The following is a 12,030-nucleotide window of genomic DNA, read 5'->3' on the forward strand; positions in this document are numbered from 1 at the left end:
GTCACGTGCACACTTGCGGGTTCGTGATCCGCAAAGGGGTCGTCGCGAGGGGAAGCACGACACTAGGGTTGCGTGCGTGACGCAGCCTTCCTACCTCCGCAATCCCCATCCGCACGGCGACCTGATCGCCTTCACCGCAGAGGACGACGTCTGGCTGGCGCCGATCGACGGCGGTGGCAGGGCCTGGCGAGTCAGCGCGGACAACGTGCCGGTGTCCCGCCCGCGCATCTCGCCGGACGGCGCGCACGTCGCCTACGCCTCGACCCGTGACGGCGCCCCCGAGGTCCACCTCGCCCCGGTCGACGGCGGACCGGTGCGGCGCCTGACGTACTGGGGGACGCTCAAGACGCAGGTCAGCGGCTGGACTGCGGACGGCGAGGTCGTCGCGATCAGCCCGGCCGGGCAGGCCACCCCGCGCCGCACCTGGGCCCGCGCGCTGCCGCTGGACGGCGGCCCGGCGCGGCTGCTGCCCTACGGGCCCGTCGGCGACCTGGCGTACGGGCCGGGCGACGCGGTGCTGCTGGTGGGCGCGCTGATGGGCCGGGAGGCCGCGTACTGGAAGCGCTACCGGGGCGGTACCGCGGGCAAGCTGTGGCTGGACCGCGACGGCGACGGCACGTTCGACCGGGTGCACGCCGGGCTCGACGGCAACATCGAGTGCCCGATGTGGGTCGGCGACCGCATCGCCTTCCTCTCCGACCACGAGGGCACCGGCGCGCTCTACTCCAGCCTGCCGGACGGCTCCGACCTGCGACGGCACTCCCCGCTCGGCGGCTTCTACGCCCGCCAGGCGGCCACCGACGGCACCCGCGTCGCGTACACCGCCGCGGGCGTGCTGCACCTGCTGGACGACCTCGACGGCGCCGAGCCGCGCCCGCTGGACATCCGGCTCGGCGGCCAGCGCACCGACGTCCAGCCCTACCCGGTCCGCGCCGCCCACCACCTCGGCGAGGCCAGCCCCGACCACAGCGGCCGGGGCAGCGCCGTCGAGGTGCGCGGCACCGTCCACTGGCTGACCCACCGCGAGGGCCCGGCCCGCGCGCTGTCCGCCGAGCCCGGGGTGCGCGCCAGGCTGCCGCGCGCCTACCGCAAGGGCGGCGACGGCGAACCGCAGGTCGTGTGGGTCACCGACGCCGAGGGCGAGGACGCGCTGGAGTTCGCGCCCGCCACCGGGGTACGCGAGGGCACCGAGCCGCTGCGGCTGGCCGCCGGACGGCTCGGCCGGGTGCTGGAGCTCGAAGTCTCCCCGGACGGACGGCACATCGCGATCGCCTCGCACGACGGCCGCGTGCTGCTGGTCGCCCCGGAGACCGGTGAGGTGCGCACGGTCTCCACCTGCGACGACGGCGACGCGAGCGGGCTGACGTTCTCGCCCGACTCCGGCTGGCTGGCCTGGTCGCAGCCCGGCCCCGAGCCGCTGCGGCAGCTGCGCGTCGCCAGCACCGCCACGCTCGCCGTCGCCGACGCGACACCGCTGCGGTTCAACGACTTCTCGCCCGCGTTCACCGCCGACGGCAAGCACCTGGCGTTCCTGTCCGAGCGGGCCTTCGACCCGGTCTACGACGCCCACGTCTTCGACCTGTCGTTCCCCAACGCCTGCCGCCCGCACCTGATCACGCTGGCCGCCGACACCCCCTCGCCGTTCGGCCCGCAGCGGCACGGCAGGGCGTTCGGCGGCGGGGACGACGACCACAAGGCGGACGGCGGCGACAAGCCGGGCGAGGGCGAGACCGCCTCGGGCCAGTCGGCGGGCGGCGACGAGCCGCGCCGCGCCCCGGTCACCCGGGTCGACCTCGACGGACTCGCCGACCGCATCGTGCCGTTCCCGGTCGAGGCGGCCCGCTACAGCGACCTGAAGGTGGCCAAGGGCGGCGTGCTGTGGCTGCGGCACCCGCTCGCCGGTGTGCTGGGCTCGGCGCTCGCCACCCCGCAGGCCGAGCCGCCGGTCAGCGCGCTCCAGCGCTACGACCTCGACCGGCTGCGGTCCGACGAGATCGCCGACGACGTCGACGACTTCGCGGTCACCGGCGACGGCGAGCGGCTGCTGCTGTCGTCCGGCGGCAAACTGCGAGTGGTCCCGGCCGACTCCAAGACGTCCGATGACGACGACGACCACAGCGTCACCGTCGACCTGTCGCGGGTGCGCGTCACCGTCCAACCGGCCGCCGAATGGCGCCAGATGTTCGCCGAGACCGGCCGCCTGATGCGGGACAACTTCTGGCGGGCCGACATGGGCGGCGTCGACTGGGACGGCGTGCTGGAGCGCTACCGCCCGGTCGTCGACCGGCTGGCCACCCACGACGACCTGATCGACCTGCTGTGGGAGCTCCAGGGCGAACTGGGCACCTCGCACGCCTACGTCTCGCCGCGCGGCGGACACGGCGACGCGCTGCACCGCCAGGGTCTGCTGGGCGCCGACATCGCCCGGGACGCGGACGGCGTGTGGCGGGTGGAGCGCGTGCTGCCGTCCGAGACCTCCGACCCGCAGGCCCGCTCGCCGCTCGCCGCGCCGGGCGTCGCGGTGCGCGCGGGCGACGCCGTCGTGGCGGTCGACGGCCGCCGGGTCGACCCGCTGACCGGCCCCGGCCCGCTGCTGATCGGCACCGCGGGCAAGCCGGTGGAGCTGACGGTGCGCCCGGCGACCGGCGGCGAGCCGCGGGCCGTGGTCGTGGTGCCGCTCGCCGACGAGGACGCGCTGCGCTACCACGACTGGGTCGCGGGCCGCCGCGCCCACGTGCACCGCCAGTCCGGCGGCCGCCTGGGCTACCTGCACGTGCCCGACATGGTGGGCTCCGGCTGGGCCCAGCTCCACCGCGACCTGCGGGTCGAGGTCGTCCGTGAGGGCCTGGTGGTGGACCTGCGGGAGAACCGCGGCGGCCACACCTCGCAGCTCGTGGTGGAGAAGCTGGCCCGCAAGATCATCGGCTGGGACGTGCCGCGCGGCATGCGCCCGACCAGCTACCCGGCGGACGCCCCGCGCGGCCCGATCGTCGCGGTCGCCAACGAGTTCGCCGGTTCCGACGGCGACATCGTCAACGCGGCCATCAAGGCGCTCGGCCTCGGCCCGGTCGTCGGCACCCGCACCTGGGGCGGCGTCATCGGCATCGACTCGCGCTACGGGCTGGTCGACGGCACCGGCGTCACCCAGCCCAAGTACGCGACCTGGATGGAGGGTTACGGCTGGGGTGTGGAGAACCACGGCGTCGACCCGGACGTCGAGGTGCCGCACACCCCGCAGGACTGGGCGGCCGGCCGCGATCCGCAGCTGGACACCGCGATCCGCCTCGCCCTGGAGTCGCTGGCCGCCACCCCGGCCAAGTCGGCGCCCGAGCTGCCCGAGCTGCCCGAGCTGTAGGCACCAGGACCGGGCCCGGGCCCGCCCGCGGAGCGCCGGGGCGGGCCCACCGTGCCGCGCCGGTGCGGGCCCGGTCCGATCATGGCGATAGCATGCGCCGGGACGGCGGCCGGGCCCCGCGGCGGGACGCTTGGGGCCCGTCCCGGACCGGACACCACGACCGCGGGCCCGCACCGGGCCCGCGACCTCGAAAGGGAGGCGTTGCCGTGGCGGGAGAGCCGCAGGCGGACTGCTTGTTCTGCAAGATCGTCGCGGGGGACGTCCCGGCGACCATCGTCCGCGAGACCGAGACCACGGTCGCCTTCCGGGACATCAACCCCCAGGCGCCGACCCATGTGCTGGTGATCCCCAAGGAGCACCACCGCGACGCCGCCACGCTGGCCGCCGAGGCCCCGCAGGCCGCCGCGGACGTGCTGCGCGAGGCGCGCGAGGTCGCCGTCCACGACGGGGTGGAGGCCACCGGCTACCGCGTGGTGTTCAACACCGGCTCCGGCGCCGGCCAGACGGTCTTCCACGCGCACGCCCACGTCCTGGGCGGTCGCGGCCTCAACTGGCCGCCCGGATAAGGAAACTGACAGGTCGTCATGTCCGTGCGCGAACTCGTGGTGCTCGGCACCGCCAGTCAGGTGCCCACCCGGCACCGCAACCACAACGGCTACGTGCTGCGGTGGGACGGCGAGGGCATCATGTTCGACCCCGGCGAGGGCACGCAGCGTCAGATGCTGCACGCCGGGGTCGCCGCGCACGACCTGACCCGGATCTGCGTCACCCACTTCCACGGCGACCACAGCCTGGGCCTGGCCGGGGTGATCCAGCGCATCAACCTCGACCGGGTGCCGCACGAGATCACCGCGCACTACCCGGCGAGCGGCGAGCGGTTCTTCGAGCGGCTGCGGTACGCCACCGCCTACCGCGAGACGGTCGCGCTCACCCGGTCGCCGGTCGCGGCGGACGGCGTCATCGCCACCACCGAGGCGTTCACCCTCGAAGCCCGCCGCCTGTCGCACCCGGTGGAGTCCTTCGGCTACCGCCTCGTCGAGCCGGACGGCCGCCGGATGCTGCCGGAACGGCTGGCCGAGCACGGCATCTCGGGCCCGGCGGTGGGGGAGTTGCAGCGCGGCGGGGTGGTCGGCGGCGTCACCCTCGCCGACGTCAGCGCGCCCCGGCCCGGCCAGCGCTTCGCGTTCGTCATGGACACCCGGCTGTGCGACGGGGTCCACGCGCTGGCCGACGGGTGCGACATGCTCGTCGTCGAGTCCACCTTCCTCGCCGCCGACACGGCACTGGCCCGCGAGCACGGCCACCTCACCGCCGAGCAGGCGGCGAAGGTCGCGGCCGGGGCGGGCGTGCGGCACCTGGTGCTCACCCACTTCTCGCAGCGCTACCCCGACGCGACCGCCTTCGAGCGCGAGGCCAGGGACGCGGGCTTCACCGGACGGCTGACCATCGCCAGGGACCTGGACCGCGTGCCGGTCCCCAAGCGCCGCTGAGCGTCGTCCTTCCCGGGTGCCGCCGAGCGCCGCCGAGCCCCGCGACCGCGTTCGTGGCGGACGGTGACCCGACGAATCCGGGCGTACGATGATCAGATGGCTAGTGCACCGATCCCCAAGGCCGAGCTCCACCTGCACATCGAAGGGACGCTCGAACCCGAACTCGCCTTCCGGCTCGCCGGACGCAACGGGGTCGAGCTGCGGTACGCCTCGGCCGAGGAACTGCGCGACGCCTACTCGTTCTGCGACCTCCAGTCCTTCCTGGACCTGTACTACGAACTGATGGCCGTGCTGCGCACGGAGGACGACTTCGCCGACCTCGCCCGCGCCTACCTGGAACGCGCCGCCGCGCAGGGCGTCCGGCACGCCGAGATCTTCTTCGACCCGCAGGCGCACACCTCGCGCGGCGTGCCGATCGGCACCGTCATCGGCGGCCTGGCCCGGGCGCTGGACGACAGCGAGGAGCGGTACGGCGTCAGCACCGCCCTGATCATGTGCTTCCTGCGCGACGAGTCCGCCGCCTCCGCCCTGGAGACCCTCGAAGCCGCCACCCCGTACCTCGACCGCATCATCGGTGTCGGCCTGGACTCCGCCGAGGTCGGCAACCCGCCGGAGAAGTTCCGCGAGGTCTACGACCGCGCCGCCGCCCTCGGCCTGCGCCGGGTCGCGCACGCGGGCGAGGAGGGCCCGCCGCAGTACGTGACGCAGGCGCTCGACCTGCTCGGCGTCGAGCGCGTCGACCACGGCCTGCGCTCCCTGGAGGACCCGGAGCTGGTGGCGCGGCTGGTGCGCGACCGGATTCCGCTGACCGTGTGCCCGCTGTCCAACGTCCGGCTGCGCGCCGTCGACCGGCTGGAGGACCACCCGCTGCCGCGCATGCTCGCCGCCGGGCTGCTGGTCACCGTCAACTCCGACGACCCGGCCTACTTCGGCGGCTACGCGGACGACAACTTCACCGCCGTGCGCGACGCGTTGGGGCTGGACGACGAGACGCTGCGGGACCTGGCCGCCAACTCCTTCCGCGCCGCGTTCCTGGACGACGCGCGGCGCCGGTCCTACCTGGAGCAGGTGGCCGCCCACGAGTTCGGCTGAGCCGCCGGACCCCGCGCCGGGCGCCCAGGGGCCCGGCGCGGGCCACCGGCTACGCCCACGCGCCCGCCCGGTCCAGGATGCGCGCCGCCACCGCCGCCGAGTCGACCAGCGGGTGCAGCGCCAGCGCGCGCAGCGCGTCACGGCGCGAACCGGTCCGCGCCGCCGCGATGGTGGCCCGCTCGACCGCCTTGACCGCGAGCATCATCCCCGCCTGGTGCTCGTCCGGCGCCGCCACCGGCAGCGGCCGGGCGCCGTCCGCGCCGACCTCGCAGACCACCTCCACGACCGCGTCGTCGTCCAGCGCGCCGACCGCGCCGCCGTTGCGGACGTCGAGGATCAATCGGGTGCGCTCGTCCCGGCTGATCGCCCGCATCAGCGCCAGCGCCACCTGGTCGTAGCCGCCGCCCTCCAGATCCAGCGCGTCACGCTGCCAGCCGCCGGACGCCTCACGGCTCTCGGCCATGTAGGTCTCCTCGCGCTCCAGCCGGGTGCCCTCCCACAGCCCGTACGCCCGCGCCGGGGCCGCCGCCGCACCGGAGAAGAACCGCGCCTGCTGCCCGGCCAGGAACTCCCCGCGCGTCGTCTCCCCCGACCGCGCCGCCGCCAGCGCCTCCCGGGTGAAGTAGTAGTAGTGCAGGTACTCGTTGGGGATCGCGCCCAGCGTCCGCAGCCACTCGGCGCCGAAGAGCCTGCCCTCCTCGAAGCCGCCCAGCGCCGCGTCGTCCGCCAGCAGCCCGGGCAGCAGGTCCCGCCCCGATCCGTCCTCCAGGCGCCGCAGCCAGCCGAGGTGGTTGAGCCCCACGTAGTCGTACGACACCGCGTCCGGGTCCGCGCCCGCCGCCCGGGTCGCCCGCCGCACCAGGCCCACCGGCGAGTCGCAGATCCCGATCACCCGCTCGCCCAGCACCGCCCGCATCGCCTCGGTCACCATGCCCGCCGGATTGGTGAAGTTGATCACCCAGGCGTCCGGCGCCACCGCCGCCACCCGCTCGGCGATCCGGTGCGCCACCGGGAGCGTGCGCAGCCCGTACAGCACGCCGCCCGCGCCCACCGTCTCCTGCCCCAACACCCCTTCGGACAACGGGATCCGCTCGTCGCACGCCCGGCCCGCCATGCCGCCCACCCGGATCGCCGAGAAGACGAAGTCCGCGCCGCGCAGCGCGTCGTCGAGGCCGGTCGCGATCCGCACCGCCGGTGCCCGCGACGCGCCCGCCGCCTGCGCGGCCAGCACCGAGGCGATCACCGACAGCCGCGTGCGGTCCTCGTCGTACAGCGTCACCTCCGAGACGGATCCGCCGCCGAGCAGAGCGCGGTACACCAGAGGTACCCGGAAACCTCCGCCGCCCAGGATCGTCAACCTCACTCCGACACCGCCTTCCCCACGATGCGCACGCCGGGCACCGGTACCGCCGGGCCCGCTGTCATCGTGCCGTCACCTACGTACCGTCGTCATCAGGCACAGTGTCCAGCACCAGGCCATCCGCCCCGGGCGCCGACCGGCGTCCGGACCGCGCCGGAAGGAGCACCGCCGTGGCCGTCCCGTCCACCCTCGACCCGCTCGCCGCGCTGCGCGCCCCCGGCGACCCCGCGACGGACGTCTACCTGACCGGGACCGTGTTCCTGGACATCATCTTCACCGGCCTGGACAGCGCGCCGGTGCGCGGCACCGAGTCGTGGGCGCGCGGCATGGGCTCCGGCCCCGGCGGCATCGCCAACATGGCCACCGCGCTGGCCCGGCTCGGCCTGCGCACCTCGCTGGCGGCCGCCTTCGGCGACGACATGTACGGCGACCACTGCTGGGAGTGCCTGGAGCGCGACGAGGGCATCGACCTCGCGCTCTCGCGCCGGGTGCCCGGCTGGCACTCCCCGGTGACCGTCTCGATGGCGTACGAGGGCGAACGCACCATGGTCAGCCACGGCCACGAGGCGCCGCCGCCCGAGGAGCCCGCGCCGCAGGTCCCGCCGTCCGCCCGGGCCTGCGTCGCCTCGCTCACCCCCGGCACCCGCCAGGAGTGGATCGCCACCGCCGCCCGGCGCGGCAGCCGGGTCTTCGCCGACGTCGGCTGGGACGAGTCCGGCCGCTGGGACCCCGACGACCTCGCCGACCTCGCGCACTGCGACGCCTTCCTGCCCAACGCGGCCGAGGCGATGCGCTACACCCGCACCGACTGCCCCCGGCGTGCCGCCGCCAAGCTCGCCGAACGGGTGCCGCTGGCCGTGGTGACGCTCGGCGCGGAGGGCGCTTACGCGGTGGACTCCGCGCGCGGCGAGACCGCGACGGTGCCCGCGCTGACGGTGGACGCCCTCGACCCGACCGGCGCCGGGGACGTCTTCGTGGCGGGCTTCCTCACCGGCACGCTCGCGGGCTGGCCGCTCGCCGACCGGCTGGCCTTCGCGAGCCTGACCGCCGCGCTGTCGGTGCAGGAGTTCGGCGGCTCGCTGTCCGCCCCCGGGTGGGTCGAGGTCGCCGCCTGGTGGCAGCACGCCAAGGCCTACGACGACCAGGACCGCGAGGCGCTGCGGCGCTACGCGTTCCTCGACCGCCTGCTGCCGGCCGGGGCGAGGCCGTGGCCGCTGCGGCGTGCGGTGCCGACGATCGGCTTCCGGCGGGCGTGAGCGGCCGACGGCGCGCGGCCTCGCGGGGCTAAACCCCTCGGCCACCACCCCCGTACCGTCGTACCCTTGGTACCCAAGGCCCACGCGACGCGACGAAGAGACGAAGGCGGGACGAGAAGGCCATAGAGCCGGCCCATGACACAGACACCGACGCAGCAGCAGACGCAGGCCCGCGCCCACTTCGTCGTACCGGCCAAGCACCCCATGGTCACCGTCCTCGGATCCGGTGACTCCCTCCTGCGCGTGATCGAGGCCGCCTTCCCCGCCGTGGACATCCACGTGCGCGGCAACGAGGTCAGCGCCACCGGGGACGCGGCCGAAGTCGCCCTGGTGCAGCGGCTCTTCGACGAGATGATGCTGGTGCTGCGCGCCGGCCAACCGATGACGGAGGACGCGGTGGAGCGGTCGATCGCCATGCTCCGCAGGAGCGACGACGGCGAGGGCGAGACCCCCGCCCAGGTCCTCACCCAGAACATCCTGTCCAACCGGGGCCGCACGATCCGCCCCAAGACGCTCAACCAGAAGCGCTACGTCGACGCCATCGACAAGCACACCGTCGTCTTCGGCATCGGCCCGGCCGGCACCGGCAAGACCTACCTGGCCATGGCCAAGGCCGTCCAGGCCCTCCAGTCCAAGCAGGTCAACCGGATCATCCTGACCCGCCCCGCGGTCGAGGCCGGCGAGCGCCTCGGCTTCCTGCCCGGCACGCTCTACGAGAAGATCGACCCCTACCTGCGCCCGCTCTACGACGCGCTGCACGACATGATCGACCCCGACTCCATCCCGCGCCTGATGGCCGCGGGCACCATCGAGGTCGCCCCGCTGGCTTATATGCGCGGTCGCACGCTCAACGACGCGTTCATCATCCTGGACGAGGCGCAGAACACCTCGGCCGAGCAGATGAAGATGTTCCTGACCCGCCTCGGCTTCGACTCCAAGATCGTCGTCACCGGTGACGTCACCCAGATCGACCTGCCCGGCGGCACCAAGAGCGGCCTGCGCGAGGTCCAGCAGATCCTCGACGGCGTCGAGGACGTCCACTTCTCCCGCTTGACCAGCACCGACGTGGTCCGCCACAAGCTGGTAGGACGCATCGTGGACGCCTACGAGGCCTACGACGACCGGGGCGGCTCCGATGCCGGCCGCGGCGCAGAGCGCGGCCGCACCGGCCGCGCCAAGAACGACGGAAAGTAAACAACGGCCACCATGGCGATCGACGTCAACAACGAGTCCGGCTGGGACATCGACGAGGAGTCGGTGCTCGACGCCGCCCGTTACGCCCTGGCGCGCATGCGCATCCACCCGCTCTCCGAGCTCTCGGTGATCGTGGTGGACGCCGCCGCCATGGAACAACTGCACCTCCAGTGGATGGACCTGCCGGGCCCCACCGACGTGATGTCCTTCCCGATGGACGAGCTTCGTCCGCCGGGCAAGGACGAGGAGGAGCCCCCGCAGGGCCTGCTCGGCGACATCGTGCTGTGCCCCGAGGTGGCCAAGGCGCAGGGCGAGGCCGCGCCGACGAAGCACTCGATGGACGAGGAGCTGCAACTGCTCACCGTCCACGGCGTCTTGCACCTGCTCGGCTACGACCACGAGGAGCCGGGCGAGAAGGCCGAGATGTTCGGGCTGCAGAAGACGATCCTGGACGACTGGCGCGCCGAGCGCGGTGTCGAGGGGGCCTCCCCGGCCCCGACGACCCACTGACCGCCGTGGTCGTCGCAAGCGTCCTGCTGATCGTCGTCGCCTGGCTCGCCGCCTGCGCGGAGGCCGGTCTCGCCCGCGTCTCCCGGTTCCGCGCCGAGGAGGCCGCCCGCACCGGGCGGCGCGGCGGCGACCGGCTGCTGGCCGTCGCCTCCGACCCGGTGCGCTACCTCAACGTGGCGCTGCTGGTGCGGGTGGCGTGCGAGACGTCGGCCGCGGTGCTCATCACGGTGGTCGCGGACCGCTCCTTCACCCACACCTGGGAAGTCCTGGTCGTCGCCATCGGCGTGATGGTGCTGGTCAGTTACGTCGCCGTGGGCGTCTCGCCGCGCACCATCGGCCGTCAGCACCCGCTGAACACGGCCACCGCCGCCGCGTACGTGCTGCTGCCGCTGGCCGGGATCATGGGCCCGGTGCCCAAGCTGCTGATCCTCGTCGGCAACGCGCTCACCCCCGGCAAGGGCTTCCGGCAGGGCCCGTTCGCCTCCGAGGCGGAGCTGCGGGCCCTGGTGGACCTCGCCGAGAAGGACTCGCTGATCGAGGACGAGGAGCGCCGCATGGTGCACTCGGTCTTCGAACTCGGCGACACCATCGTGCGCGAGGTGATGGTGCCGCGCACCGACCTGGTGATGATCGAACGCGTCAAGACCATCCGCCAGGCCCTCACCCTCGCCCTGCGCAGCGGCTTCTCCCGCATCCCGGTGACCGGTGAGAACGAGGACGACGTCGTCGGCATGGTCTACCTCAAGGACCTCGCCCGCCGGGTGCACGTCAACCGCGAGACGGAGAACGACCCGGTCTCCACGGTGATCCGCCCGGCGAGCTTCGTGCCGGACACCAAGAACGCCGGTGACCTGCTGCGCGAGATGCAGCGCGACCGCAACCACGTCGCCGTGGTCGTCGACGAGTACGGCGGCACGGCCGGGCTGGTGACCATCGAGGACATCCTGGAGGAGATCGTCGGCGAGATCACCGACGAGTACGACCGCGAGCTGCCCGGCGTCGAGGAACTGGACGGCGGCGGCTACCGGGTCACCTCCCGCCTCGACATCGGCGACCTCGGCGAGCTGTACGGCGTGGAGCTGGACGACGAGGACGTCGAGACCGTCGGCGGACTGCTGGCCAAGGCGCTGGGCCGGGTGCCGATCCCCGGCGCCAGCGCGGTCGTCCCGCTGCCCGAGCCGTCCGGCCCCGGGCCCGCCCCCGCCGCGCTGCGGCTGACCGCGGAGACCCCGGCGGGCCGCCGCAACCGCATCGGCACGGTGCTGGTCGCCCCGGTGGACGCGGGCGAGGCCCAGGAGGCGCTGGAGGAGGCGGAGCACGCCCGGCACGAGGGCGTACGGCACGAGGGCTGATCGGGCGCGGGGCGGGCGGCGCGGGGCCGCGGATATGCTCGCCCGCATGAGCGACAGCGCAGCCGTGGACCTGGACCCGGAAGACCGCAAGATCCTCACCCTGGCGCGTTCCGCGCGGGCCAGGAACGGCGTGCCCGAGGGCGCGGCCGTGCGGGACGAGACCGGCCGCACCTACGTCGCCGGTTCGGTCCGGCTGCCGTCGCTGCCGCTGAGCGCGCTGCGCACCGCCGTCGCGATGGCGTTCGCCAGCGGCGCGAAGGCGCTGGAGGCCGCCGCCGTCGTCACCGAGGCCGCGTCGCTGCCCGCCGAGGACCTGGCCGCCGTACGGGACCTGGGCGGGCCGGGCACCAAGGTCTTCCGGGCGGGCCCGGACGGCGCCGTGGCCGCCGTCGAGACCGTCTGAGCGGGCCGCCGCAGCGGG

Annotated in this window: 10 protein-coding genes; 9 read left to right on the forward strand and 1 reads right to left on the reverse strand. The window is 74.3% G+C overall.

The window, feature by feature from the left end; genetic code table 11:
- The first annotated feature begins 76 nt into the window (after positions 1-76).
- The 4 genes from K7472_RS23765 to K7472_RS23780 all read left to right on the forward strand — a co-directional run bounded on the left by K7472_RS23765 (position 77) and on the right by K7472_RS23780 (position 5,937).
- On the forward strand, positions 77-3,355 hold the full coding sequence (locus K7472_RS23765) for a S41 family peptidase (RefSeq protein WP_222980582.1): 3,279 nt from the start codon (positions 77-79) through the stop codon (positions 3,353-3,355).
- A gap of 206 nt (positions 3,356-3,561) precedes the next feature.
- Entirely contained in the window at positions 3,562-3,921 is a 360-nt protein-coding gene (locus K7472_RS23770) for a histidine triad nucleotide-binding protein (RefSeq protein WP_109450077.1), read from the forward strand.
- 18 nt (positions 3,922-3,939) lie between these two features.
- Positions 3,940-4,845, forward strand: coding sequence for a ribonuclease Z (locus K7472_RS23775; RefSeq protein WP_222980583.1), 906 nt, complete (start codon positions 3,940-3,942; stop codon positions 4,843-4,845).
- A gap of 96 nt (positions 4,846-4,941) precedes the next feature.
- Positions 4,942-5,937 (forward strand): adenosine deaminase, encoded by a 996-nt coding sequence (locus K7472_RS23780; protein ID WP_222980584.1) that lies wholly within the window; start codon positions 4,942-4,944, stop codon positions 5,935-5,937.
- Positions 5,938-5,986: 49 nt separating this feature from the next.
- Here K7472_RS23780 and K7472_RS23785 read toward each other — a convergent pair whose 3' ends face one another.
- Positions 5,987-7,300 (reverse strand): 6-phospho-beta-glucosidase, encoded by a 1,314-nt coding sequence (locus tag K7472_RS23785; protein WP_222980585.1) that lies wholly within the window; start codon positions 7,298-7,300, stop codon positions 5,987-5,989.
- 167 nt (positions 7,301-7,467) lie between these two features.
- Here K7472_RS23785 and K7472_RS23790 point away from each other — a divergent pair, with 167 nt between their 5' ends.
- The 5 genes from K7472_RS23790 to K7472_RS23810 all read left to right on the forward strand — a co-directional run bounded on the left by K7472_RS23790 (position 7,468) and on the right by K7472_RS23810 (position 12,012).
- Positions 7,468-8,553 carry a carbohydrate kinase family protein gene (locus tag K7472_RS23790; RefSeq protein ID WP_222980586.1) on the forward strand — a complete coding sequence of 362 codons (1,086 nt, stop codon included), beginning with the start codon at positions 7,468-7,470 and terminating at the stop codon, positions 8,551-8,553.
- Positions 8,554-8,688: 135 nt separating this feature from the next.
- Positions 8,689-9,747, forward strand: a complete 1,059-nt coding sequence (locus K7472_RS23795; protein WP_222980587.1) for a PhoH family protein — start codon at positions 8,689-8,691, stop codon at positions 9,745-9,747.
- Between the two features lie 12 nt (positions 9,748-9,759).
- Positions 9,760-10,257 (forward strand): rRNA maturation RNase YbeY, encoded by a 498-nt coding sequence (ybeY, locus tag K7472_RS23800; protein ID WP_222980588.1) that lies wholly within the window; start codon positions 9,760-9,762, stop codon positions 10,255-10,257.
- A 5-nt stretch (positions 10,258-10,262) separates the two neighbouring features.
- A complete protein-coding gene (locus K7472_RS23805; RefSeq protein WP_222980589.1) occupies positions 10,263-11,609 on the forward strand; it encodes a hemolysin family protein in 1,347 nt (448 codons plus the stop codon).
- A 46-nt stretch (positions 11,610-11,655) separates the two neighbouring features.
- Positions 11,656-12,012: a cytidine deaminase-like protein gene (locus tag K7472_RS23810; protein ID WP_222980590.1), complete on the forward strand. Its 357-nt coding sequence runs from the start codon at positions 11,656-11,658 to the stop codon at positions 12,010-12,012.
- The last annotated feature ends 18 nt before the right edge of the window (positions 12,013-12,030 follow it).

The sequence above is a fragment of the Streptantibioticus parmotrematis genome (assembly GCF_019890615.1).
Lineage (GTDB): Bacteria > Actinomycetota > Actinomycetes > Streptomycetales > Streptomycetaceae > Streptantibioticus_D > Streptantibioticus_D parmotrematis.

Excerpts from the sequence above, each read along its gene's own strand:
- K7472_RS23810 (WP_222980590.1), top strand. The coding sequence starts at position 11,656 with ATGAGCGACAGCGCAGCCGTGGACCTGGACCCGGAAGACCGCAAGATC.
- K7472_RS23780 (WP_222980584.1), top strand. The coding sequence starts at position 4,942 with ATGGCTAGTGCACCGATCCCCAAGGCCGAGCTCCACCTGCACATCGAA.
- K7472_RS23775 (WP_222980583.1), top strand. The coding sequence starts at position 3,940 with ATGTCCGTGCGCGAACTCGTGGTGCTCGGCACCGCCAGTCAGGTGCCC.
- ybeY (WP_222980588.1), top strand. The coding sequence starts at position 9,760 with ATGGCGATCGACGTCAACAACGAGTCCGGCTGGGACATCGACGAGGAG.
- K7472_RS23795 (WP_222980587.1), top strand. The coding sequence starts at position 8,689 with ATGACACAGACACCGACGCAGCAGCAGACGCAGGCCCGCGCCCACTTC.